Annotated in this window: 23 protein-coding genes; 10 read left to right on the top strand and 13 right to left on the bottom strand. The window is 73.6% G+C overall.

From position 1 onward, the window contains the following. Nucleotides 1–91 precede the first annotated feature (91 nt). A complete protein-coding gene (locus O3X23_RS44030; protein ID WP_331283982.1) occupies nucleotides 92–175 on the bottom strand; it encodes a putative leader peptide in 84 nt (27 codons plus the stop codon). Between the two features lie 92 nt (nucleotides 176–267). Beyond that, nucleotides 268–840, bottom strand: a complete 573-nt coding sequence (locus O3X23_RS34790; protein WP_269276543.1) for a GNAT family N-acetyltransferase — start codon at nucleotides 838–840, stop codon at nucleotides 268–270. Between the two features lie 101 nt (nucleotides 841–941). Between O3X23_RS34790 and O3X23_RS34785 the strand changes: the two genes are divergently transcribed. Beyond that, a complete protein-coding gene (locus tag O3X23_RS34785; RefSeq protein WP_269276542.1) occupies nucleotides 942–1,886 on the top strand; it encodes a carbohydrate kinase family protein in 945 nt (314 codons plus the stop codon). Between the two features lie 158 nt (nucleotides 1,887–2,044). Here O3X23_RS34785 and O3X23_RS34780 read toward each other — a convergent pair whose 3' ends face one another. Continuing rightward, a complete protein-coding gene (locus tag O3X23_RS34780; protein ID WP_269276541.1) occupies nucleotides 2,045–3,682 on the bottom strand; it encodes an acyl-CoA dehydrogenase family protein in 1,638 nt (545 codons plus the stop codon). A gap of 121 nt (nucleotides 3,683–3,803) precedes the next feature. On the opposite strand from O3X23_RS34780, the gene O3X23_RS34775 reads away from it, so the two are divergent. Both O3X23_RS34775 and O3X23_RS34770 read left to right on the top strand, forming a co-directional pair. Next, complete coding sequence (locus O3X23_RS34775) at nucleotides 3,804–4,943, top strand: YihY/virulence factor BrkB family protein (protein WP_269276540.1); 1,140 nt, start codon at nucleotides 3,804–3,806, stop codon at nucleotides 4,941–4,943. 88 nt (nucleotides 4,944–5,031) lie between these two features. Continuing rightward, nucleotides 5,032–5,721 (top strand): helix-turn-helix domain-containing protein, encoded by a 690-nt coding sequence (locus O3X23_RS34770; protein ID WP_269276538.1) that lies wholly within the window; start codon nucleotides 5,032–5,034, stop codon nucleotides 5,719–5,721. Nucleotides 5,722–5,756: 35 nt separating this feature from the next. Here O3X23_RS34770 and O3X23_RS34765 read toward each other — a convergent pair whose 3' ends face one another. Beyond that, entirely contained in the window at nucleotides 5,757–6,164 is a 408-nt protein-coding gene (locus tag O3X23_RS34765) for a VOC family protein (protein WP_269276536.1), read from the bottom strand. A gap of 282 nt (nucleotides 6,165–6,446) precedes the next feature. Here O3X23_RS34765 and rsgA point away from each other — a divergent pair, with 282 nt between their 5' ends. Next, nucleotides 6,447–7,547 (top strand): ribosome small subunit-dependent GTPase A, encoded by a 1,101-nt coding sequence (gene rsgA / locus O3X23_RS34760; RefSeq protein WP_269276534.1) that lies wholly within the window; start codon nucleotides 6,447–6,449, stop codon nucleotides 7,545–7,547. A gap of 69 nt (nucleotides 7,548–7,616) precedes the next feature. On the opposite strand, the gene O3X23_RS34755 is transcribed toward rsgA, so the two are convergent. Continuing rightward, on the bottom strand, nucleotides 7,617–7,745 hold the full coding sequence (locus O3X23_RS34755) for a hypothetical protein (protein WP_269276532.1): 129 nt from the start codon (nucleotides 7,743–7,745) through the stop codon (nucleotides 7,617–7,619). 190 nt (nucleotides 7,746–7,935) lie between these two features. Next, nucleotides 7,936–8,982 carry a LacI family DNA-binding transcriptional regulator gene (locus O3X23_RS34750; RefSeq protein ID WP_269276530.1) on the bottom strand — a complete coding sequence of 349 codons (1,047 nt, stop codon included), beginning with the start codon at nucleotides 8,980–8,982 and terminating at the stop codon, nucleotides 7,936–7,938. A 145-nt stretch (nucleotides 8,983–9,127) separates the two neighbouring features. On the opposite strand from O3X23_RS34750, the gene O3X23_RS34745 reads away from it, so the two are divergent. Both O3X23_RS34745 and O3X23_RS34740 read left to right on the top strand, forming a co-directional pair. Then, complete coding sequence (locus O3X23_RS34745) at nucleotides 9,128–10,525, top strand: DNA-3-methyladenine glycosylase 2 family protein (protein ID WP_269276528.1); 1,398 nt, start codon at nucleotides 9,128–9,130, stop codon at nucleotides 10,523–10,525. Then, nucleotides 10,522–11,043: a methylated-DNA--[protein]-cysteine S-methyltransferase gene (locus O3X23_RS34740; RefSeq protein ID WP_269276527.1), complete on the top strand. Its 522-nt coding sequence runs from the start codon at nucleotides 10,522–10,524 to the stop codon at nucleotides 11,041–11,043. Before O3X23_RS34745 ends, O3X23_RS34740 begins: the two co-directional genes overlap by 4 nt. Here O3X23_RS34740 and O3X23_RS34735 read toward each other — a convergent pair. The 3 genes from O3X23_RS34735 to O3X23_RS34725 all read right to left on the bottom strand — a co-directional run bounded on the left by O3X23_RS34735 (nucleotide 11,017) and on the right by O3X23_RS34725 (nucleotide 13,044). Beyond that, the gene (locus tag O3X23_RS34735; RefSeq protein ID WP_269276526.1) at nucleotides 11,017–11,439 is read right to left on the bottom strand and encodes a PPOX class F420-dependent oxidoreductase; all 423 of its coding nucleotides are present in this window, start codon (nucleotides 11,437–11,439) and stop codon (nucleotides 11,017–11,019) included. The two genes, O3X23_RS34740 and O3X23_RS34735, sit on opposite strands and share 27 nt — an antisense overlap. An 84-nt stretch (nucleotides 11,440–11,523) precedes the next feature. Then, nucleotides 11,524–12,006, bottom strand: a complete 483-nt coding sequence (locus O3X23_RS34730; protein ID WP_269276523.1) for a DUF456 domain-containing protein — start codon at nucleotides 12,004–12,006, stop codon at nucleotides 11,524–11,526. A gap of 54 nt (nucleotides 12,007–12,060) precedes the next feature. Next, nucleotides 12,061–13,044, bottom strand: coding sequence for a helix-turn-helix transcriptional regulator (locus O3X23_RS34725; RefSeq protein ID WP_269276521.1), 984 nt, complete (start codon nucleotides 13,042–13,044; stop codon nucleotides 12,061–12,063). Between the two features lie 240 nt (nucleotides 13,045–13,284). On the opposite strand from O3X23_RS34725, the gene O3X23_RS34720 reads away from it, so the two are divergent. The 3 genes from O3X23_RS34720 to O3X23_RS34710 all read left to right on the top strand — a co-directional run bounded on the left by O3X23_RS34720 (nucleotide 13,285) and on the right by O3X23_RS34710 (nucleotide 17,322). Next, entirely contained in the window at nucleotides 13,285–14,721 is a 1,437-nt protein-coding gene (locus tag O3X23_RS34720; RefSeq protein ID WP_269276520.1) for a protein phosphatase 2C domain-containing protein, read from the top strand. Nucleotides 14,722–15,007: 286 nt separating this feature from the next. Further along, nucleotides 15,008–16,750: a pyruvate dehydrogenase gene (locus O3X23_RS34715; protein ID WP_269276518.1), complete on the top strand. Its 1,743-nt coding sequence runs from the start codon at nucleotides 15,008–15,010 to the stop codon at nucleotides 16,748–16,750. A gap of 122 nt (nucleotides 16,751–16,872) precedes the next feature. Beyond that, on the top strand, nucleotides 16,873–17,322 hold the full coding sequence (locus O3X23_RS34710; RefSeq protein WP_269276516.1) for an ATP-binding protein: 450 nt from the start codon (nucleotides 16,873–16,875) through the stop codon (nucleotides 17,320–17,322). Nucleotides 17,323–17,372: 50 nt separating this feature from the next. Here the strand turns inward: O3X23_RS34710 and O3X23_RS34705 are convergent, their stop codons facing one another. After that, nucleotides 17,373–18,503 (bottom strand): DUF2637 domain-containing protein, encoded by a 1,131-nt coding sequence (locus O3X23_RS34705; RefSeq protein ID WP_269276515.1) that lies wholly within the window; start codon nucleotides 18,501–18,503, stop codon nucleotides 17,373–17,375. A 133-nt stretch (nucleotides 18,504–18,636) separates the two neighbouring features. Beyond that, nucleotides 18,637–19,461, bottom strand: a complete 825-nt coding sequence (locus O3X23_RS34700; protein ID WP_269276513.1) for a (2Fe-2S)-binding protein — start codon at nucleotides 19,459–19,461, stop codon at nucleotides 18,637–18,639. A 120-nt stretch (nucleotides 19,462–19,581) separates the two neighbouring features. On the opposite strand from O3X23_RS34700, the gene O3X23_RS34695 reads away from it, so the two are divergent. Beyond that, nucleotides 19,582–20,343, top strand: a complete 762-nt coding sequence (locus tag O3X23_RS34695) for a GntR family transcriptional regulator (RefSeq protein ID WP_269276511.1) — start codon at nucleotides 19,582–19,584, stop codon at nucleotides 20,341–20,343. A gap of 54 nt (nucleotides 20,344–20,397) precedes the next feature. Here O3X23_RS34695 and O3X23_RS34690 read toward each other — a convergent pair whose 3' ends face one another. Together O3X23_RS34690 and O3X23_RS34685 are read right to left on the bottom strand one after the other, a co-directional pair. After that, nucleotides 20,398–21,135 (bottom strand): hypothetical protein, encoded by a 738-nt coding sequence (locus tag O3X23_RS34690; protein ID WP_269276510.1) that lies wholly within the window; start codon nucleotides 21,133–21,135, stop codon nucleotides 20,398–20,400. A 193-nt stretch (nucleotides 21,136–21,328) separates the two neighbouring features. Then, on the bottom strand, nucleotides 21,329–21,796 hold a 468-nt coding region (locus tag O3X23_RS34685), incomplete at its 5' end, for a PucR family transcriptional regulator (RefSeq protein ID WP_269276508.1).

Genomic DNA, 21,796 nt, shown 5'->3' with positions numbered 1-21,796 from the left:
AAACGATCAGGGCAGTCGGCAGCGGCGGGGCGCGTGCGCGACCACGACGCGAGAGGGTGGCGGGTTGCCGGCGCCGATCGGCGCGGCGCGATCAGCTCGCCGGACAGATGGCGCTGGACACGCGGCAGAAGTCGACGTGCGGCCGACCTACCAAGGCGATTCCAGTGCGGGACATGTCGGAAGCGTGGCATGCGGGTCTCGGAGCAGTCCACCGTCGTCCAGCATGTGGACCAGAATATCCCACTAAGTGAGACGCTGTGTTCTGCGTCACTGCTCCACGGGCCACGGCCCCGCAGGGACCGCCTGGTCCGGTTCGTCCGTCGTCCGGGTGTCGAAGAGCCGGAAGCCGCGCCGCTCGTAGTTGGCCATCGCGTGCGGCCCGTCAAGATCGCAGGTGTGCACCCACACCCGCTTCGTCGCGTCCCGCCCCGGCCACCGGCCGGCCAGGTCCCAGGCGCGGGCGGTCCCGTACGACAGCAGGTGACCACCGATCCCGCGCCCCCGGAAGGCCGGCAACAGCCCGAAGTACATGATCTCCACGACGCCGTCGTCCTGCGGATCGAGCTCGACGAACCCGGCCGGCGTGCCCCGCTCGTACGCCACCCACGTCTCCGCGCCCGGCCGCTCCAGATGCGCCTGCCAGCGCCCGTACGTCCAGCCCAGCCGGTCGGTCCACAGGCAGTCGGCGCCGACCGACGCGTAGAGGAAGCGGCTGAAGTCGGGCGATGGCACCTCGGCGGCCACGATCCGCACCCCGTCCCCGGCGGCGGGCACGGCCGAGGGCCGCAGATCCGCAGGTGAGGTCTGCTCGAGGGACCAGGTGGTCACGCTGATGCTCATGCCGACAGCCTAGGTCGGCGCGGTCGGGCCGGCCGAATCGCCGCGGCCGCGCGCCTGTGAGCCCTGCCGCGCACCCGGCACGGGCTCGTACGCTGTCCGGCATGAGTCCGACCCGTCCCGTCGTCGTCCTCGGCGAATGCGTCGCCGACGCCTTCGCCGCCCCCCGGTCCGGTGACCCCGCCGCGGGGCTCGACCTGGCCGTCGTCCCGGGCGGCGGCCCCGCCACCACCGCGGTCGCGCTGGCCCGGCTCGGCACGCCCACCCGGTTCCTCGGCCGGCTGTCGGGCGACGTCTTCGGCCGGCTCTTCCGCGAGCGGCTGGCCGGCTCCGGCGTCGACCTGACCGGCTGCCCGGACGCGGCCGAGCCCAGCACGCTCGCCGTCGCCGACCTCGACGCGGCGGGCCGCGCCCGCTACTCCTTCCACGCCGAAGGAACCGCGGACTGGCAGTGGACGGCGACCGAGCTGACAGCCGGGCTGCCCGCCGACCCCGTCTGCCTGCACACCGGTTCCCTCGCGCTCGTGCGCGACCCCGGGGCGGAGCGCGTCGAAGAGCTCCTCGACGACCTCCGTCCCCGCACCACGATCAGCATCGACCCCAACGTCCGCCCGGGGCTCGTACCGCCCGACCGCTACCGCCGGCGCCTGCCCCGCTGGTGCGCGGCGGCCGACATCCTGCGGCTCAGCGACGACGACCTCACCCATCTCCACCCCGACACCCCGCCGGAGAAGGCCTGCGACGAGTGGCACGCCCTCGGCGTCCCCCTCGTCGTCATCACCCTCGGTGAGAAGGGCGCCCTCGCCTCCCTGGACGGCACCCGGCTCCACGTACCGGCCCACCCGTCCGACGTCGTCGACACCGTCGGCGCGGGCGACGCCTTCATGGCAGGCCTCCTGCACCACCTCCACTCCGCGGGCCGCCTCGGCGGCCGACTGGCCGCACTCACCCCGGAAGACGTCCAGGACGCGGTCACGCTGGGCACGGCAGTGGCCGCGGCCACCTGCGCGGTAAGGGGCCCGAACCCTCCATGGCGGCACGACCTCTGACCCGACGCGCCACCGCGCCCGGCGGGCATGGCGGAAACGGCCCGACTGCCGCTGGGTATCGGGGGCAGCAGAAACCGGGGGTGGTGCCGAGTCGGCGCGGCGCCACCCTCTTTCTCTCCGCGCGAGGGGAGCCGCTGCGGCCCCTGCCCCCGCCCCGCTCAGTCGGTGACCGGCCGGGCGCGGTCCACGATCGAGGTCAGGTCCAGGGTGTGCGGCAGGGTGCCGAACGCCGCTCCCCAGTCACCGCCGAGGCGCGAGGCGCAGTACGCGTCGGCCACCGCGGGCGGGGCGAACCGTACGAGCAGGGAGCCCTGGAGGATCAGGGCCATCCGCTCGACGATGCGCCGGGCGCGGGCCTCCACGCCCTCCAGGTCCGCCAGCTCGGTCAGCAGGTTCTTGATGGCACCGTCCAGCCGGTGGTCCGCGCCGCGGGCCAGGCCGATCTCGGTGAGGAACGCGTTCAGGGCCATCGGATCGCGCCGCAGCACCCGCAGCACGTCCAGCGCCTGGACGTTGCCGGAACCCTCCCAGACCGAGTTCAGCGGCGACTCGCGGAACAGCCGGGGCATCCCCGACTCCTCGACGTACCCGTTGCCGCCCAGGCACTCCAGCGCCTCCACGGCGACCGCCGGACACCGCTTCGTCACCCAGTACTTGGTGACGGCCACCGCCAGCCGCCGGAAGTGCCGCTCCTGCTCCGTACCGGTGTCGTAGGAGGCGGCGAGCCGCATCGCGGTGGTCGTGGCGGCCTCCGACTCCAGCGCGAGGTCCGCCAGGACGTTGCGCATCAGCGGCTTGTCGACCAGCGGGCCGCCGAACGCGCTGCGGTGGGTGGTGTGGTGCACCGCCTGGGCGACGGCCTGCCGCATGATGGCCGCGGAACCGATCGCGCAGTCCAGCCGGGTCGCCGCGACCATCTCGATGATGGTCGCCACCCCGCGGCCCTCGTCCCCGACCCGGCGCGCCCACGTCCCGTCGAACTCCACCTCGGAGGAGGCGTTGGAGCGGTTGCCCAGCTTGTTCTTCAGCCGCTGGATCGCGAAGACGTTGCGGGTGCCGTCCGGCAGCACCCGCGGCAGCAGGAAGCAGGTGAGGCCCTCCGGCGCCTGGGCCAGTACCAGGAAGCCGTCGGACATCGGGGCGGAGCAGAACCACTTGTGGCCGGTCAGCGCGTAGGCGCCGTCCTCGGCGAGCGGCAGCGCGCGGGTGGTGTTGGCCCGGACGTCGGAGCCGCCCTGCTTCTCCGTCATCCCCATGCCGAACAGGGCGCCCGGCTTCTCGCCGGCCGGGGCGAGCCGCTGATCGTAGATCCGTGAGCGCAGCCGCGGCTCCCATTCGGCGGCCAGCGCCGGATCGGCGCGCAGGGCCGGCACCGCCGCGTGCGTCATCGACACCGGGCAGCCGTGCCCGGCCTCGGCCTGCGACCACACCAGGAACCCGGCCGCGCGGCGCAGATGCCCGTCGGGGCGCGACCAGGCGTCCGTCAGACCGGACGACACGGCGTGGCCCAGCAGCCGGTGCCAGGACGGGTGGAAGTCGACTTCGTCGGCCCGGTTGCCGTACCGGTCGTGGGTGCGCAGCACCGGGGGACTGGCGTTCGCCTCGTCCCCCCAGCGCTGCCCCTGGGCCGAGCCCGCGGCCCGGCCCAGCTCGCCCAGTTCGCCCTGGATCTCCGCCAGCCGCTCCGGGGCCGCGTGGCGTTCCACGGCCTCGACGAGCGCGGCGTCGGAGGCGTGGACGTCATATCCGACCAGCGGCGGAGGCTGATTGGTCACCGTGTGTGTGGGGGCGCTCATGGCACTCACCGTAGGCGTCGGCGCGCGCCGGGCGGAAGGCGACGCCCCGCCGCCGCCCGGCCGGGCCGTGCGCCCTACAGGGGATGGGTCCGGCTCCGCCGGGGGCGGATACCGTAGGCGGGTGCACGCAGCGGATGGAAGAAAAGGGCGGCCTCCCGGCCGCTGGGGCAGGGCTCGGGCCCTGTACCGGAATGTGTCGAAGCGCAAGGTCGGCTGGCTGCTGCTGAAGGACACCGTCAACTCCTCCATCGAGTACCGGGTGACCGGACTCGCCGCGGAGGCGGCCTTCTTCGTCCTGCTGTCCCTGCCACCGCTGCTGCTCGGCCTCGTCGGCGCGCTCGGCTACGTGGACACCGTCATCCGCACCGACACGATCGCGCATCTGCGCGAGAACATCCTCACCGCGTCCGCGACGGTCCTGTCCGACAAGGGTGTGAACCAGTTGGTCCGCCCGCTGGTGGACAGCGTCTTCCACGGGCGGCGGCCCGACCTCATCTCGCTCGGCTTTGTGATCGCGCTCTGGTCGGGTTCCCGCGCCGTCAACGTCTTCGTCGACACCATCACGATCATGTACGGCCTGGAGGGGCACCGCGGGATCGTCAAGACCCGGCTGCTCGCCCTGCTGCTCTACATCATCGCGCTGGTGGTCGGCGCGCTGGTGCTGCCCCTGATGGTCGCGGGCCCCGACGCGTTCGTGTCGGTGCTGCCGCGCAGCCAGGGCACGATCCACGTCCTGTACTGGCCGGTCGTCCTGCTGGTGTCGATCGCCTTCCTCACCACGCTCTACCACGTGTCGGTGCCCGTGCGGTCGCCCTGGTACGAGGACGTGCCCGGCGCGCTCATCGCGCTGATGATGTGGGTCCTCGGCAGCTTCCTGCTGCGCATCTACCTCACCAACACCGTCGAGGGACCGACGATCTACGGTTCGCTGGCCGCGCCCGTCGCGGTGCTCCTGTGGATCGGCATCTCGGCCTTCGCGGTGCTGGTCGGCGCCGCCGTCAACGCGGCGGTGGACCGTATCTGGCCGTCCCTCGCCACGGCTGCCGCCCGCGAGCAGAACGCCCGCGCCCGGGAGGCGGCCGCGGTCCGGGTGGTCGCCGACGCCGCCAGGCGGCGGGCCGCGGAGGACGGCCGCGACGACGACTTCGACGACGACGGCGATCTCGGTCCTGACGACCCCCCGCCCGCCGAGTTCCCCGAGCGCTGGACACGCTTCCTGCCGCCGTCGGACGTCCGCTCGCGCCTGCGCCGCCGCGACTGACGGCCGCGACCGACGGCGACTGACGGCGGCGACCGGCCGCCGCCGTGCGGGCGTCCTGTTGCCGGGGCGTCCGGGGCAGAATGAAGGGGTGTACGAGGAGCGGTTGTCGCGGGTCGCGGGCGCGGTGCTCTGGACCCGGACCGTCGGTGCCGCGGAGGGCGGGCCCTACCGCGTGCTGCCCGACGGCTGCATGGACGTGATCTGGTGCGACGGGGAGCTGATCGTCACCGGCCCCGACACCCGCGCCCACGTGGCGCGGACCCCCGCCGGCGCGCGCTTCGCCGGGCTGCGGTTCGCGCCCGGCAGGGGGCCCGCGGCGCTGGGCGTCCCGGCGAACGAACTGCGTGACCTGCGGGTGCCGCTGGACGCGGTGTGGCCTGGCGCCGCCGCCCGGCGGATCGCCGAGCGGATCGGCGACGCGGCTGATCCGGGGAGCGCCCTGGAGGACGCGGTGACCGGCGCCGTACGCGGCCCGGGTACGGCGGATCCCCTGCTGGCCGCGACGGCGGCCCGGCTCGCGTCCGGCGGCAGCGTGGCCGCCGCGGCCGCGGCCGCCGGGCTGGGCGAACGGCAGCTGCACCGGCGCAGCCTGGCGGCGTTCGGCTACGGCCCGAAGACGCTCGCGCGGGTCCTGCGCCTGCAGCGCGCGCTGGAACTGGCCCGGCGGGGGACCCCGTTCGCCGAGGTCGCGGTGGCGGCGGGCTACGCCGACCAGGCCCACCTCGCGCGCGAGGTGAAGGCGCTGGCCGGGGTGCCGCTCGGCGAACTCGTCCGCTGAACGGAAGGACCGGGTGGAAGGACCGGGCAGAAGGACTAGGCGGAAGCATCCGGCAGGACGGCCAGCAGGTCGACGTGGTTGCCGTCGGCGTCCAGGACGGTGGCGTAGCGCTGGCCCCAGACCGCGTCGAACGGCGCGAGGTGCCCGGTGTAGCCGGCGCCCGTGAGGTCGGCGTACACCTTGTCGACCTCCGCGGGGCCGTCGCACGTGAACGCCAGCCCGGCCCGCCCGCCGCCCGCCGGCGGGGCCTGCCAGTCCGGGGAGAAGGACCGCACGACCTCCTCGGTGTCCCAGACGAGCAGCGGGCCCCCGGGAAGCGCCGCCTCGACGTGCGGCCGGCTGTCGGCCTCCGCCGGGATGTCCAGCCCCAGCCGGCGGTAGAAGGCGAGGGACGCGGCCATGTCTGAGGCGAGCAGGCCGATGAACGCGAAACGAGGAGTCATGCCCGCCACGTTAGGCGCGCCACGGGCCCGGGGTCTTGAACGAATCGGACATCCGGCGGGGGCCGTAAATCGGTGGACAGTGTCTGCGGCCCGTCGTAATCTCCTCAGGACCGCAGCGGTGGAAGACCGCGGCCGGCACACATACGTGGAGGTGTATCTCGATGACTGTCTTTGCGCAGGGCGCTGCCCTGATCCCGTCGCACAGCATCCTTACCTCCGCGGTCGCCGGCTGACCACTTCCTGAACCTCAGCTCCGGGGCCGCCCTTTCGAAGGGCATTCCGTTGACCAACGGATCTGCTTCCCTGCCGTTCACCTCGTACGGCTGGGACTCCATTCTCGACACCGCATTCAAGCTGTACGCCGCCCAGGGCCTGCTGCCCGGCCGGATCGTCCGGGTCGACCGCGGGCTCTGCGACGTCGTCACGCCCGACGGCGCGCTGCGCGCGGACACCGCCTTCGTCAACTCCTCCTCCGATCCCATGAAGCTGGCCTGCACCGGCGACTGGGTGGCCGTCGACCGGGACGCTCCGACCGGTCCCGTGGTGCGGGCGCTGCTGCCGCGCCGGACGGCGTTCGTCCGCTCGACCTCGTCCAGCCGTTCCGAGGGGCAGGTGCTGGCAGCCAACATCGATCACGCCGTGATCGCCGTGTCGCTGGCCGCCGAACTCGACCTGGGCCGGCTGGAACGGTTCCTGTCGCTGGCCTGGGAGAGCGGCGCGCAGCCGCTCGTCGTGCTGACCAAGGCGGACCTCGCGGGCGACACGACCCATCTGCTCGCCGACGCCGAAGGTGCGGCGCCCGGTGTGCAGGTGCTCGTGGTGAGCGCCACGACCGGCGAGGGCATCGACGTGCTCGCCGCCGTTCTGGCCGGCACCACCTCCGTGCTCCTCGGACAGTCGGGCGCGGGCAAGTCCACCCTGACCAACGCCCTGCTGGGTCAGGAGGTGCAGGAGGTGCAGACCATCCGTGACGCCGATGGCAAGGGGCGGCACACCACCACCACGCGGGATCTGCTGCCGCTGCCGTCCGGCGGGGTGCTCATCGACACTCCCGGGCTGCGGGGGGTCGGGCTCTGGGACGCCGAGTCCGGGCTCTCACAGGTCTTCTCGGAGATCGAGGCGCTCTCCGCCGACTGCCGGTTCCACGACTGCGCGCATGTCGCCGAGCCCGGCTGCGCGGTGCTCGCCGCCCTGGAGGACGGCACGCTGCCGCACCGCAGGCTGGAGAGCTACCGCAAGCTCCTCCGGGAGAACGCGTGGATCGCCTCCCGCACCGACCAGCGGTTGCGCGCCGAGATGCGCCGTGACTGGAAGATGAAGTCGGCGGCGGGGCGGGCGATGTACGAGGCGAAGCGCGGTGGAGGCCACCGCAGGGAGGCCTGAGAAGGCTCCGGTGCCGGGTCCGGTCACGGGCCCGGCCCGGCCTTCGATCAGGTGGTGCCGAGCGCGGGTTCAGCCGGCGCCGTTATGGCGATGACGGCGCCGGATCGCGATCGGGCTTCCCTCGCTCCAGAACGTGGCCACGACGCTCGCGATACCGAGGGCCACGATCACAATGCCGAGGATGATCGTGTAGACCATGAGCGTCCTCCTGTCGGCGGGGTGCGTTCCATCACCGCACCTTCACAATCGCTGTCGTTCCGTGACCTTCCCGTTGCCCCACGTTCCCAACCGTCCCCATGGGGACCAGTACTTCGCCGGACGCACCGGCCTCGACGGCATCGGCCCGGCATCCCGCAGACCCCGTCGTCGGACCCTCCCGCCCGCCGCGTCAGGCGGATTGCCGTCTGACCAGGTGGGTGGGGGTGACCACCGAGGACAGCGGCAGGGCGCCGGGGGCGTCGCGCCGCGGATCGAGGCTGCGCAGCAGCAGCCGGGCCATCAGCCGGCCCATCTCCTCGATGTCCTGGCGGACCGTCGTGAGCGGGGGATCGGTCAGCTGCGCGACCTGGACCATGTCGTCGAAGCCGACCAGTGCCACGTCGTCGGGCACGCTCCGCCCGCGCTGCCGCAGCACCCGCAGCGCCCCCGAGGCCATCAGGTCGGAGGCGGCGAACACCCCGTCCAGGTCCGGGCAGCGGTCCAGCAACTCTGCCATCGCGCGCTCGCCGCCGTCGGGGGTGAAGTCGCCCTCGACGATCAGCGCCGGGTCGGTCTGCGGAAGGATGTCGCGGAAACCGTCGAGCCGGTCGACGGACGCGGTCTGGTCGAGCGGCCCGCTGATGTGCGCGATGCGGCCGCGGCCGAGCCCGGTCAGATGCCGTACGGCGGTGCGCGCCCCGCCCCGGTTGTCGCAGTCGACGTAGAGCGCGTTGCGGTCGCGCTCGGTCTCCGCCCAGCCGGGCCGCCCGCCGAAGACGGTGGGGATGCCCGCCTTGCGGGCGAGCTCGGGCAGCGGGTCGTGCGCGTGCAGGGAGAAGATCAGCGCGCCGTCGACATGGCCGCCCGCCAGATAGCGGCCGACCCGGTCGTAGTCGGCGGTGCCCTCGACGAGGAGCAGCACCAGCTGGTTGTCGTGGGCCGTCAGCTCCTTGCTGATGCCGCGCACCTGCTGGGCGAAGAACGGGTCGGAGAAGAACCGGGTCTCGGGTTCCGCGACCACGACGGCCACCGCGTCGTTGCGGCGGGTGACCAGCGTCCTGGCCGCCTGGTTCGGTACGTAGCCCAGCTCCTCGACCGCCTTCCGCACCCGGTCGACCAGCAGTGCGCGCACTCCCGCGCCGCCGTTGACCACGCGTGAGGCGGTGGCCCGGGACACCCCGGCCCGTTCGGCGACGGCCTCCAGGGTGGGGCGGGACGGGAAGGTCTGCTCGGACACTGCACGCTCCTCTGCGAGCTGGATGCGGACAGGGTATCGCTCCGGTCCGATGTCGGGAGAGCGCTCTCACAAGCTGCTCGCACCCACGATCGCCCTGTCCGATTCCCGCCAGTCCACGGCCGTCCGATGCCGCAGACTGGGATACATGATTGACGAGGAGACCGGATATGCGGCGGTACGCGGCCGTGACGCCCGTTTCGACGGCGTGTTCTTCTTCGCGGTCGCGACGACCGGCATCTACTGCCGTCCCAGCTGCCCGGCGGTGACGCCCAAGCAGCAGAACGTCCGCTACTACCCCACGGCCGCAGCCGCCCAGACCGGCGGCTTCCGCGCCTGCCGGCGCTGCCGCCCGGACGCCGTCCCCGGCTCCCCGGAGTGGAACGTCCGGGCCGACGTCGTGGGCCGCGCCATGCGGCTGATCGGCGACGGCGTGGTCGACCGCGAAGGCGTGGCGGGCCTGGCCGGCCGGCTGGGGTACAGCTCCCGCCAGGTCCACCGCCAGCTCACCGCCGAGGTCGGCGCCGGCCCGGTAGCCCTGGCCCGCGCGCAGCGTGCCCTGGCGGCGCGGGTCCTGCTCCAGACCACGACCCTCTCCGTCACCGACACGGCGTTCGCGGCCGGTTTCGCCAGCGTCCGCCAGTTCAACGACACCATCCGGGAGATCTACGCCCGCACCCCGAGCGAACTGCGCGCCGCCGCCCGCACCGGCACCCCCACCGCCGGGCGGGCGGCGGAGCCCGGCTCCGCTTCCGGAGTGCCCCTGCGGCTCGCCTACCGGGGCACCTACGACGCGGCGGGCGTCTTCGACTTCCTGCGCGCCGACCTGGTGCCGGGGATCGAGGAGATCACCGGACCGCCCGGCCGGCGCACCTACCGGCGGACCCTGCGGCTGCCGCACGGCTCCGGCGTGGCCGAGGTCGACGAACGTCACCGGGACGGCTGGCTCGACTGCCGGCTCCGCCTCGCCGACCTCCGCGACCTGACCACCGCCGTCCAGCGGGTACGCCGGCTGTTCGACCTGGACGCCGACCCGTTCGCCATCGCGGACTTGCTGCGCGGAGACCCGCTCCTCGGCCCGCTGGTCGCCGCCCGGCCCGGGCTGCGCTCACCGGGGGCGGCCGACCCCGACGAACTCGCCGTGCGCGCCGTACTCGGCGACCCGGCCGCGGCCGGGAAGCTCGTCATGGCGTACGGGGACCCGCTCCCCGCCCCCGACGGCGGGCTCACCCACCTGTTCCCCGAACCCGCCCGCATCGACGACCCCGCCCTGCGCCCGCTGACCGGCGCCCTCGCCGCCGGCACCCTGCGCCTCGACCCGGGCGCCGACCGCGCCGAGGCGGGCCGCGCGCTGGCGGCCCTGCCGGGCATCGACGCCTGGACGGCCGGATACATCCGGCTCCGCGCCCTCGGCGACCCCGACGTCGCCCTGCCCAACGAACCACCGCTCAGCGACGCGTGGCGCCCGTGGCGGAGCTACGCCCTGCACCACCTCTGGGCCGCGGGCCACCGCGCCCGTCCCCGACTGGAGTTGACGACCACATGAGCACGCCCGCACCCCTCGTGAACCCCGCGGTCCCCGCCGCCCCGGTGACCCTGTACACCACCGTCGACAGCCCCGTCGGAGAGCTGCTGCTCACCGGCGACGGCATCGCCCTCACCTCGCTCTCCGTCCCCGGCCAGCGCGGCGGCGCCACGGTCCTGCCCGGCTGGCGCCGCGAGCCTGCGGCGTTCGCCGAGGCCGAGCGCCAGCTCGGGGAGTACTTCGCGGGCGAACGCCGCACGTTCGAGCTCCCGATCGCGCCCGTGGGCTCCGACTTCCGGCAGCGGGTGTGGAACGCCCTCGACGACGTTCCGTACGGCGCGACCGTCAGCTACCGGGGGCTCGCCGAAGCCGCCGGATCGCCCGGCGCGGTCCGCGCCATCGGCGGCGCGGTCGGCTCCAACCCGCTGCTCGTCATCCGCCCCTGCCACCGCGTGATCGGCGCGGACGGCAGCCTCACCGGCTACTCCGGCGGCCTGGACCGCAAGCGGACGCTACTCACGCTGGAGGGCGTCCTCTGACACCGTCCGCCCGTGCATCCCGGGCTCCCCGCCCTCGAGGCCCCAGGCGATCACCCGGCGCGGCCGGATCCGGATCACCTCCGGGCCGAAGTGGGCCCCGAGGTCGTGCGCACCGACCACCTGCTCCGCCTCGCCCCGGATCTCGATCCCGCGCACCACCCAGGGCTGCCGGCTCACGACATCGTCGACGACCAGCGACACCAGCGGATTGCCCGCGATGTTCCGCCATTTCTTCGTCGTCCCCATCGCGAACCCGCCGATGTCGACCGAACCGTCGTCCCGCACCGCGAACCCCACCGCGTTCGCCTGCGGCTGCCCCTTCCGGTCCACGGTCGCCAGCCGTCCCAGCTGCTGCCCGTCCAGATACGCCCGCTCGCCCGCACTGAAAATCGTCATACGGCCACCCTCACACCGGGACGCGGGCCGGGCATCGGCTCATTGACCTAGGCCTTCGGACCCGGATGCCACGGGTCCCGCGCGTCAGCCGAGGACGACCGCGCCGAGCCAGGCGCCCGCCACCAGCAGGCAGGCGAAGAGTTCGGCGAGGACGGAGCGGCCGACGGCGCGCATGGCGGTGCGGGTGGCGGTCCAGGCGCCGCCGTGGGTGCCGAGCCGGACACGTTCCACGCCGTAGATGTACGCCACGAAGCCGATGGGCGCGCCGATGACCGGGACCACGAAGAACCCCACGATGGCGGCGGAGCCGGCGGCGAAGAGGTTGCGCCAGGTGAGTCCCGAGTCGCGGACGCGGCGGGCGGGCAGCAGCCACTGGACCACGTGGTTGAGCGCGAGCAGCCCGGTGGCGGTGGCGAGGATGCCCCAGGTGAGCGTGGTGTGCAGATTGGTCGCCCACCACAGGACGGCGCCCCAGCACAGCAGCGTCCCGGGCACACCCGGAACCAGCACGCCGAGCAGGCCGAGCAGCATCACGACGCCGATCAGGCACAGCTGTGGGGTCCCCATGGACTCACCCTGCCGGATAGTCGCCGTGGCCGCCCCCGGATATCGGCCGGCCGGTCAGCCGTGCCGGGCGATCCAGCCGCGCTCGTAGGCGTGCCAGCCGAGCTGGAGCCGGGTGGTCACCCCGGCGATCTCCATCAGGTGTTTGACCCTGCGCTGCACGGTGCGCAGCCCGAGGTCGAGCTGCTTGGCGACGCTGGCGTCGGTGAGGCCCGCGAGGAGCAGCGAGAGGATCTGCAGATCGACGAAGTCGGGCGCGTCCAGTGGTACCTCGTCGACGCCGAGACCGTTCAACCGGAGCGGCATCGAGGTGCGCCACACCCCCTCGAAGAGCCCCATGAGGGATTCGAGCAGGCCGCTGGCGTGCACGACCAGCGCGGCGGGCTGCCCGGTGCGGCGGGTCAGCGGCACCATGGCGAGCGACGCGTCGGCCACCACCAGCTTCGTCGGGACCCGGTCGATCACCCGTACCTGCTCGTCGCGGTTCATCGCGGCGGACAGCTCCGTGATGCCGTCCGGGCTGGTGAGGATCTCGCGTTCGATCACCACGCGGTAGGCGACGCCGCGCACCGCGGCCTGCTCCTCGGCGCTGTTGTCCATGCCGGTCACGGCCACGGGGGTGCCGGTGACCAGGGCGCAGACCTCCTTCTCCGCGCCGAGCTGCAGTTGCAGGAAGCGCTGGGCGACGGCCTTCGCGCCCGTCACCACCTCCAGCAGGTCGTGGACGGCCGGTTCGGTGGCCTCGGCCCGGAACTCCGAGGCGAGCACGGCCGCCGCGAGCTCCGCCTGTTCGAGTTCGTGCCGCTGCTGGGTGAGCAGCGCGGCCAGCGCGACGCCCGGCGGCGCGGCCACCCAGCGGCCCGGCCGGGCCGAGGACTGGGCCACCAGCCCGTGCCCCTCCAGCCGCCGCAAGGTGCGTGCCGCCTCCTCCTCGGACCTGCCGAGGCGCTGCGCGAGATCGGATATCTCGGCGGCGCCGAGACCGATCAAGGCGCGGTAGGCGGACTCCTGGACGTCGTCGAGTCCTATGGCACCGAGCACGGCGCCCCCTCCCAAGGTGGCGGGAATGAGCCACGGCGGTTTCCCGCCGCGGACATCTTCCCTGCTCACCCCCCTGTTCTGCCAGTGTGGCGGCGATGCGGGCATGACTTGGCACGACTTGGGTCGTTTCGCTCGAGCGCCGTCGGCCGACCCAACCGTGGGGGGAGGGCCGGCCGACGGACCCGCGTCAGGTATGCCGTCCACCGTTTCCGAAGGCCCTTCGCGGTGGACAATAAGGGCATGAGCCAGCAGGGGGAGACGCACCCTCGTCAAGAGGACGAGTGGTGGCGCCAGTTGTACGGGGGCCCGGAGACGGGCGAACCCCAAGCGTCGGCCGACACGGTCGACGACCATTACGCCTCGGTCCTGTCCGCCGTCGGCGCCCCGGACGATCCGCCTGTTCGGGACGATCCGCCTGTTCGAGCAGAACCGCCCGCCGACGCGGTGCCGCCCGCCCGGGAGCCCTACGACCAGGAAACGGCCGAGCACGACGACCACGGCCCGCCGGACACCATCCGGCTCCGCCGCGCGGCCCCGCAGGACCGGTCGCCGCACGGCGGGGTGACTCCCGCCGCCGGCGAGGCGTGGGGACAGCAGGCGTACCGGCAGCAGCCCTACGCGGCGCCGGAGCAGCCGGGCCCGGCCGCCCGGCCCGACGCCCCGGCACCACCGCTGCCGCCGGAAGCCGTCGTTCCGCCGCCCCCGGAGCGGCGCACGACGCTCGCGCCGACCGCCTTCGGCGAGGGCCCGGTGACGTGGAGCGATCCGGATCCCGGTCCGGCGCCGGACCTGCCGCCGGGGTGGGCGGCGGCGGAGCCGCCCGTCGAGACGGCGCCGCCGTTCGTCGGCGACCGGCCCCCGACGTACGCCGCGGAGCCGACGGCCTGGCCGGTGGCGCACCCGGACGAGCTCGACAGCCTCGTCCCCGACACCGTGCTGGACGGGGCGCAGTACGGCGTCCTGACGCTGCGGACCGCCTCCATGCGCGGGGACTCCGCGCGGTACCGGGGCCAGCCCCGGCGGGACGCGCTGCTGACGGCGCGCTTCGGCACCGGTGACGACGGCCTGCTGCTGCTGGCGGTCGCCAGCGGAGTACGGGCCTCCGAAGACGCCCCCCGGGCCGCCCAGGACGCCTGCCGGTGGATCGCGGGCGCGGTCGGCCGGAGCCGGCAGCGGCTGTCCGAGGACATCCGCGCCGCCCGCCGCGGCTCGCTCAAGTCGGGACTGCACCGGCTCACCGACCGCTGCTACGGGCGGCTGCGGGCCCGCGGTGAGGACCTCGGCCTCGACGAGGGCGAGTACACGGCCTCGCTGCGCTGCCTGCTGCTGCCGGTGGACCCGTCCTGCCGCATCCGGCTGTTCTTCGGCGTCGGGGACGGCGGACTGTTCCGGATCCGCGACGGCAGCTGGCAGGACCTGGACCCGGTGAACAAGGACGCGGAGCCGGAAGAACGCTTCCGCTTCCGGGCCTCGGTCGCGCACCCCGGCGACGCGCTGCTGCTGTGCAGCGGCGGCCTCGCCGAACCGCTGCGCGGCGAGCCGGCCCTCGCCGCCCGCCTGGCCCACCAGTGGGGCAACGGCCACCCCCCAGGCCTCACCGCCTTCCTGGCCGAAGCCCAGACCCGGGTCAAGGGCTACGCGGACGACCGCACAGCAGTCGGCGTCTGGGACGCGTAACGCCAACCGGCTACCGGCCGGATTCCAGGCGGCCCGCCGCCAGGATGCCCGCGCGCCGCGGTCCCTGAGCCGCGGGCTTCCCGGCTGCCGCCGGAAGGCCCGCGCTCGCGGGGGCACGCCACCGGCGGCGCGGGCGGCGCCGAGGCTCCCGCCGGGCACCCCCGCGGTAGCGGGAACGCGTCCCGGGTTCGTCGTCGAAGCGCGCGCCGCAGGCGCTTAAGTGGCGGGTCCGCTCCCCGCGTGGGGAGATGGGGGCAAGTCCCGCGACGAGCGATTGGTGCGCCCGATGGCGAAGCAGACCGTGGCCGAGCAGTTCGTCGATGTCCTGGTGCGTGCCGGGGTGGAGCGGATGTACGGGGTGGTCGGCGACAGCCTGAACCCCGTAGTGGACGCGATCCGGCGCAACGCGGCCATCGAATGGGTACATGTGCGCCACGAGGAGGTGGCGGCCTTCGCGGCGGGCGCGGAGGCCCAGATCTCCGGGAAACTGACGGCCTGCGCCGGCTCCTGCGGGCCCGGCAACGTCCACCTGCTCAACGGCCTGTTCGACGCGCACCGCTCGATGGCCCCGGTGCTGGCGCTGGCCGCGCAGATCCCCAGCAGCGAGATCGGCACCGGCTACTTCCAGGAGACCCACCCGGACCAGATGTTCAAGGAGTGCAGCCACTACAGCGAGCTGATCTCCAACCCGCAGCAGATGCCCCGGGTGCTGCAGACCGCCATCCAGCACGCCATCGGCCGCGGCGGCGTCTCCGTCATCAGCCTCCCGGGCGACATCGCGGCGCAGCCGGCCCCGCAGCGCAGCATCGAGCACGCCCTCGTGACCCGCCGGCCCTCGGTCCGGCCCGGTGACGCCGAGCTCGACGCGCTCGCCCGGATGGTGGACGCCGCGGACAAGGTGACGCTGTTCTGCGGCAGCGGCACGGCCGGCGCGCACGACGAGGTGATGGCCTTCGCCGAACGGGTGAAGGCGCCGGTGGGCCACGCGCTGCGCGGCAAGGAGTGGATCCAGTTCGACAACCCGTACGACGTGGGCATGAGCGGACTGCTGGGGTACGGCGCCGCCTACGAGGCGATGCACGAGTGCGACCTGCTGATCCTGCTGGGCACCGACTTCCCGTACAACGCCTTCCTGCCGGACGACGTGAAGATCGTGCAGGTGGACGTCCGCCCCGAGCACCTCGGCCGGCGCTCCAAGCTGGACCTGGCGGTGTGGGGCGACGTGCGGGAGACCCTGCGCTGCCTGACGCCCAAGGTGCGGGTCAAGACCCGGCGCAAGTTCCTCGACCGGATGCTGAAGAAGCACAGTGACGCCCTGGAAGGCGTCGTCAAGGCCTACACCCGCAAGGTCGACAAGCACGTTCCGATCCACCCCGAGTACGTGGCATCGGTCCTGGACGAGGAGGCCGCCGACGACGCGGTCTTCACCGTCGACACCGGCATGTGCAACGTCTGGGCGGCCCGCTACCTCACCCCGAACGGCAGGCGCCGGGTGATCGGTTCGTTCACCCACGGCTCGATGGCCAACGCGATGCCGCAGGCGATCGGCGCGCAGTTCCTGGACCGGCGCCGGCAGGTCGTCGCGCTCTCCGGCGACGGCGGGTTCTCGATGCTGATGGGCGACTTCCTGACCCTGGTGCAGCATGATCTGCCGGTGAAGATCGTGCTCTTCAACAACTCCTCGCTCGGCATGGTCGAGTTGGAGATGCTCGTGGCGGGCCTGCCGGCCTCCGGAACGTCCAACCACAACCCGGACTTCGCGGCGGTCGCGCGGGCGTGCGGTGCCTACGGGGTCCGGGTGGAGAAGCCGAAGGAGCTGCGGGCCGCGCTGCGCGGCGCGTTCAAGCACAAGGGGCCCGCGCTGGTGGACGTGGTCACCGACCCGAACGCGCTCTCCATCCCGCCGAAGATCACCGGCGAGCAGATCGGCGGCTTCGCCCTGTCGATGAGCAAGACCGTGCTCGACGGCGGAGTGGGCAGAATGCTGCAGCTGGCACGCTCCAACCTGCGGAACGTACCCCGGCCGTAAGCTCCGCCGCCGCCCGTGTCCCGCCGCCGGCTTCCCGGTCCCATGCGTGGATGGCCCCGTGGTGGGAATGCATCCCGACAGGGTGTTCGAGGGGGGACGAGGCCTGCGGTCGGAGCGGAGTGATGGAGCGTCAGCCAAAGCACATGGGCGGCCGGCTTCACCATGGCCAAGGCGCCAGCGAGGCGCGGGAGTTACGGCACGCGCTGGGCCACGCGGATCTGTCGGCGATAGCCGAGGCGCGCAGGCTGCTGCGCGAGCAGCTGCGGCGCTGGGGCGTACCAGGACTGGTCGACATCGCCGAGCTGCTCACCAGCGAACTCGTCACCAACGCCCTTCAGCACACCGATGAGGGAGCGGTGCTCACCGCCACGCTCTCCGACGGCCCCGTGCACCGGCTGCGCGTCGAGGTGCACGACCACACGGCCAGGCGACCCCGGCTGCACCCCGTGGGTGAGAACGCCACGTCGGGCCGCGGGCTGCTGCTCGTGCAGGCGCTCGCCGATTCCTGGGGCGTTCGCTCCCAGGGCACCGGGAAGGTCGTCTGGTTCGAACTGGACGTCGAGGCCGCCTGACACGGTTCGGCTCGACGCGGTTCGGCATGCGACGCGGCTCGACGCGACTCTCAGCCGAACTGCCGCTCCAGATCCTGGAGCTTGCGCTCCAGCGAGTCCAGCCGGGGGATCGTCATCGTGTCGTCCTCGGCCGTCAGGTCGACGACGTACGGCTCCTCCTCGGAGGCGGGCGCGGGTGACGGCGCCGGCGGTTCGGAGCGTTCCGACAGCCGTGCCCAGCGCCGTTCCGACCGTGAGTGTTCCGTCGGCGGCAGCGCGGGGCGCGGGCGCACCGGCAGTTCGGCCGTGCCGGCGGCTATGACGGGCTCCGTGGTGCCCCCGGGACCGCTGCCGCCCGAACCCCCGCCGGTCAGTTCCGGGCGGCGTTCGCCCCGGTCCCGGTTCCAGCCGCGGTGCTGGCGGTTGAGCGCCCTGACGCGGGCCCGCTCCAGCCGCACGTGGTCGCGGCGGCGAACGTCGTTGACCTCCTTCTGCTTGCGGTCCTCGCGGACCTCCTCCACCGCCTCATCGAGCGAGCGCACGTTCTCCAGCAGCATCAGGGACCACGCGCCGTAGGTCTCCAGTGGGGCACGCATCCAGCGGACCATCCGGATCTGCGGCAACGGACGGGGCACCAGGCCCTGTTCGCGCAGTGCTGCCCGCCGGGTCTGCTTGAGCGCCCGGTCGAACAGCACCGCCGCCGACAGGGACATCCCGGCGAAGAACTGCGGGGCGCCGGCGTGCTCGATACCGCGCGGCGCATGCACCCAGTTGAACCAGGCGGCGGCGCCCGCGAACATCCACACCAGCATCCGGGAGCCGAGCGCCGCGTCGCCGTGGCTGGCCTCCCGCACCGCGAGCACCGAGCAGAACATCGCCGCGCCGTCGAGGCCGAACGGGACCAGGTACTCCCAGCCGCCGTCGAGGTTCAGGTTCTGCCGGCCGAAGCCGACCAGCCCGTGGAAGGAGAGCGCCGCGGCGACCGCCGCGCAGCAGAAGAGCAGGACGTACGAAGCGCTCCCGTAGACCGCCTCCTTGCGGCGTCGGCGTTCCTCGCTGCGCTCCCATGAATCGCTGCCGGGTACGTTCTCGTCGCCGCCGCGTGCCCGGCGGTTGCGGAGCGCGACCGCCGAGGCCGCGAGGACCGCCAGGCCCACGGCCCCCGAGAGCGCCCAGTCCAGCGATATGTCGGTAAGTCTCATGTGCGATTCCTAGCGTCGCTTCCGTCGCGCTCGGGCCGCGGGACGGCTCACGGGCGCCATCTTGGCGAAGAGCGCACGCGCTTGAAGAGGTTTCGCCGGAATAGCACGCTTTTGAATGGAAAAGTCGAACAGATCAGCCGGTGGCGGCCAGACGTTCGATGCGTTCGGCGTCGCATGTACGGGGGCAGGTGCCGCAGGTCTCCGTGGGGCGCACGGTGTAGAACAGGCAGCACGAGATCCGGTCCCGGGTGCGGGCCGGCACCCGGTCGGGGAGCGGCCGCGGCGCGCGCAGGGCGCGGAAGTCCGCGCCGCCCGTGTACGGGGCGGTGGTGCCCGGCAGCAGGGCCGTCAGCTCGGCCTCCGCCCGCTCGCCCTCGCCGAGCAGGTGCCCGATCCGCCACAGGCCCTCGGTGACCTCGTCGGTGGCCATGCCCCACAGGGCGCGCCGGCCGCGCCGCAGCCGGGGCCGGAACCCGTCCAGCAGCGGCTCCAGGTGCTCGGCGAGCGCGGAGCGCAGCTCCAGGCGCAGCGCCTCCTCGGACGGCACGACGCGGGCCCCGGGCAGTACGGCGGCCGGGTCGTCCGGCAGGCAGCTGAAGGCTCCGGTGCGGACCGTCAGCCGGCCCTGGGTGCGGTGGAACGACACGTCGGACACCGGCAGCCGCGGGACCCTGCGGTGCAGGAAGAACGGGACGGTGAAGAGCAGGCAGGCCGGCCAGGCGTAGCGGTGCAGGCCGAAGCCGGCGACGACATCGGGGCGGGCGCGCCTGCCGTGGTCGCGCAGCACCTGCTGCTCGTCCCAGACCAGGTAGTCGTCCAGTGCCGGCCCGCCCGCCGCCAGCTCGTCCGCGCGCACCCAGCCGTCGCCGCTGCGGGGCGCTTCCTCGGTGACGCGCAACGAGGGGTACACCCCGGTCAGGCGGGCGTAGGCGGGGGCGGTGACAGGCATGGCGAGCATGGCGGACCGTCCTGAAAGAAGTTCCAAGGGAGGTAAGGCTTACCTTAGCCGACCCCGCTGGGGTTTAACCTAACGGCACTACGCCACACGAGTGGTGTCGCCCGAAGAGGGAAGGACCCGGTGAACGACACCGCCGCCGCGCGCCCCGCCGGAGCCACCTCCGTCCCGCAGCCCCGCCGCCCCGGTCAGTTCCGCGCACCTCGCCCGCAGGGCGGCGCGTTCGCCGCGCCGGCCGACGGGGAGCGGCGGCTGCCCGAGCGCCACTCCGTCCGCGACCAGGTGCTCAACGCGCTGCGCAGCGCCCTGGTCAGCGGTGAACTGCGGCCGGGCGACGTCTACTCGGCGCCCTTGCTCGCCGAGCGCTACGGCGTGTCGGCCACACCGGTCCGCGAGGCGATGCAGCTGCTCGCCCGGGAGGGCGCGGTCGAGGCCATGCCCAACCGCGGATTCCGGATCGCCGAGCGCAGCGCGCGCGACCTCGCGGAGCTGGCGGAGGTGCGGGCCCTCATCGAGGTTCCCGTCGTCCTCGGCCTCGCCCGCACCATCGCCCCCGAGCGGTGGGAGTCGCTGCGGCCGCTCGCCGCAGCCACCGTCGCCGCGGCGGCGCGCGGCGACCGGGCCGCCTACGCGGAGTCCGACCGGCTCTTCCACCGCGCGATGCTCGAACTCTCCGGGAACCTCCAACTGGTCGCCGTCGCGGACGAGCTGCACCGGCGCTCCCAATGGCCGGTTTCCGGGCCCTCCCGCACGCCGTCGCGTCCTGCGGAGCTGCTCGCCGACGCGACGGAGCACGCCGTGCTGCTGGAGGCGCTGGTGGCCGGGGACGTGGTCACGGTCGAAGCCCTCGTCCGCGAACACTTCTCCGGCTCTGCCTGGGGTTAGGAACGGCCCCGTGCCGGGGCCCGCGGTCCCTCCCGCGTACCGGCGCCCCGCCGGTCAGGCGCTCGGTGCGGGGTGGGGGAGCCAGACCGGGATTCCGCCCAGGAGGGCGTGGAGGCGGGCGGCCTCCGCCCGCAGGGCGGTCGCGACGGGTTCGGGCTCCACGTCGGCGAGGGCGAGCATGGCCGGGGCCGTTCCGACCAGGTACCCGATCTCGACGCGGATGCGGAGGGATTCGGTGAAGCCCCGGTGGGCCTCGGCGAGGTCGCCGTCGGCGGCGGCGAGGCCGGCCAGGTGGCGCCAGGTGAACGAGGTCAGGAGCGCGTCGCCGTGGGCGACGGCGCCCGCGTGGGCGCGCCGGTAGGCCGCGCGGGCGGCGGTGGGGTTCTGGGCGACGTTCTCGGCGAACAGGCCGCGGCGGAAGTCGAGCAGCGGCCGTCCCGGCGACACCTGGCTCAGCAGCGCCGCGCTGCGGCCGAACGCGGCCCGTGCCTCGTCGGCGCGGTCGCGGACGGAGAAGAGGGTGGCGGCGTACGCCAGATGGCCGCGCTCGCACGCGGCGGCGCCCCGCTCCTCGTCGCTGCCGGCCAGTGCCTCGGCGGAGCGCAGCGCGTCCTCCGCCTCGGACCAGCCGTCGAGGGTGAACATGCACCCCTCGACGAGCAGGGCGGCCCGGTGCAGCGCCGTGGCCGGGCTGTCGGCGCAGTGCGGGGCGAGGATCGCCGCCGCCTCCGCCCAGCAACCGCGGGCCCTGAGGCGCCACACATCGGGCGTGCCCACCACAGATTCCGGCATGGCGGTATCCGCCACAACCTATCCCCCCAAGCGCATCGTCGAGCCAGTGGTCGAAGTCCAGCATGCCGTAAGGGCCCGCGCCAAGAGGGCGGTGATCAATTACTCGCGATCCGAGTGATCCGAGTGATCGGAATGATCCGAACAAGCAGAATGATTCGAGTGATCCGAAGGGTCGAGGTTCCCACGGGCCGGCTCAGCTCATGCGCAGCGCGAGAAAGAAGTCCAACTTGTCCTCCAGACGCGCGAGATCACGCCCGGTCAGTTGCTCGATCCGGCCGACACGGTACCGCAGGGTGTTCACGTGCAGATGCAGCCGGGTCGCGCAGCGGGTCCAGGAGCCGTCGCACTCCAGGAACGCCTCCAGGGTCGGGATGAGTTCGGCGCGGTGCCGCCGGTCGTAGGCGCGCAGCGGGTCGAGCAGCCGCGCAGTGAAGGCGCGGCGGACGTCGTCGGGCACGAAGGGCAGCAGCAGGACGTGCGAGGCGAGCTCCTCGTGGCCGGCCACGCAGACCCGCCCGGGGCGGGCGGCGGCGACGCGCCGGGCGTGCCGGGCCTCCTCCAGGGCGCCGCGCAGCCCCTCGGCGGAGTGGACGGTGGCGCTGACGCCGATGGTGAGGCGCCCGTCGTCGGCCAGGCCCCGGCTCAGCGGGCCCCGCAGGGT

Source organism: Streptomyces sp. H39-S7 (assembly GCF_027158205.1).
Classification (GTDB): Bacteria; Actinomycetota; Actinomycetes; order Streptomycetales; family Streptomycetaceae; genus Actinacidiphila.
Note: the sequence above shows the minus strand (reverse complement) of the source record. Positions and strands in the feature narration are given on the sequence as shown.

What these genes read in the sequence shown, in the direction of transcription:
- O3X23_RS34790 (WP_269276543.1), bottom strand. Translation starts at nt 840, where the DNA reads ATGAGCATCAGCGTGACCACCTGGTCCCTCGAGCAGACCTCACCTGCG.
- O3X23_RS34745 (WP_269276528.1), top strand. Translation starts at nt 9,128, where the DNA reads ATGATTGACGAGGAGACCGGATATGCGGCGGTACGCGGCCGTGACGCC.
- O3X23_RS34720 (WP_269276520.1), top strand. Translation starts at nt 13,285, where the DNA reads ATGAGCCAGCAGGGGGAGACGCACCCTCGTCAAGAGGACGAGTGGTGG.
- O3X23_RS34740 (WP_269276527.1), top strand. Translation starts at nt 10,522, where the DNA reads ATGAGCACGCCCGCACCCCTCGTGAACCCCGCGGTCCCCGCCGCCCCG.
- O3X23_RS34715 (WP_269276518.1), top strand. Translation starts at nt 15,008, where the DNA reads ATGGCGAAGCAGACCGTGGCCGAGCAGTTCGTCGATGTCCTGGTGCGT.
- O3X23_RS44030 (WP_331283982.1), bottom strand. Translation starts at nt 175, where the DNA reads ATGTCCCGCACTGGAATCGCCTTGGTAGGTCGGCCGCACGTCGACTTC.
- O3X23_RS34765 (WP_269276536.1), bottom strand. Translation starts at nt 6,164, where the DNA reads ATGACTCCTCGTTTCGCGTTCATCGGCCTGCTCGCCTCAGACATGGCC.
- O3X23_RS34730 (WP_269276523.1), bottom strand. Translation starts at nt 12,006, where the DNA reads ATGGGGACCCCACAGCTGTGCCTGATCGGCGTCGTGATGCTGCTCGGC.
- O3X23_RS34690 (WP_269276510.1), bottom strand. Translation starts at nt 21,135, where the DNA reads ATGCCGGAATCTGTGGTGGGCACGCCCGATGTGTGGCGCCTCAGGGCC.
- O3X23_RS34785 (WP_269276542.1), top strand. Translation starts at nt 942, where the DNA reads ATGAGTCCGACCCGTCCCGTCGTCGTCCTCGGCGAATGCGTCGCCGAC.
- O3X23_RS34735 (WP_269276526.1), bottom strand. Translation starts at nt 11,439, where the DNA reads ATGACGATTTTCAGTGCGGGCGAGCGGGCGTATCTGGACGGGCAGCAG.
- O3X23_RS34705 (WP_269276515.1), bottom strand. Translation starts at nt 18,503, where the DNA reads ATGAGACTTACCGACATATCGCTGGACTGGGCGCTCTCGGGGGCCGTG.
- O3X23_RS34700 (WP_269276513.1), bottom strand. Translation starts at nt 19,461, where the DNA reads ATGCTCGCCATGCCTGTCACCGCCCCCGCCTACGCCCGCCTGACCGGG.
- O3X23_RS34755 (WP_269276532.1), bottom strand. Translation starts at nt 7,745, where the DNA reads ATGGTCTACACGATCATCCTCGGCATTGTGATCGTGGCCCTCGGTATC.
- O3X23_RS34780 (WP_269276541.1), bottom strand. Translation starts at nt 3,682, where the DNA reads ATGAGCGCCCCCACACACACGGTGACCAATCAGCCTCCGCCGCTGGTC.
- O3X23_RS34710 (WP_269276516.1), top strand. Translation starts at nt 16,873, where the DNA reads ATGGAGCGTCAGCCAAAGCACATGGGCGGCCGGCTTCACCATGGCCAA.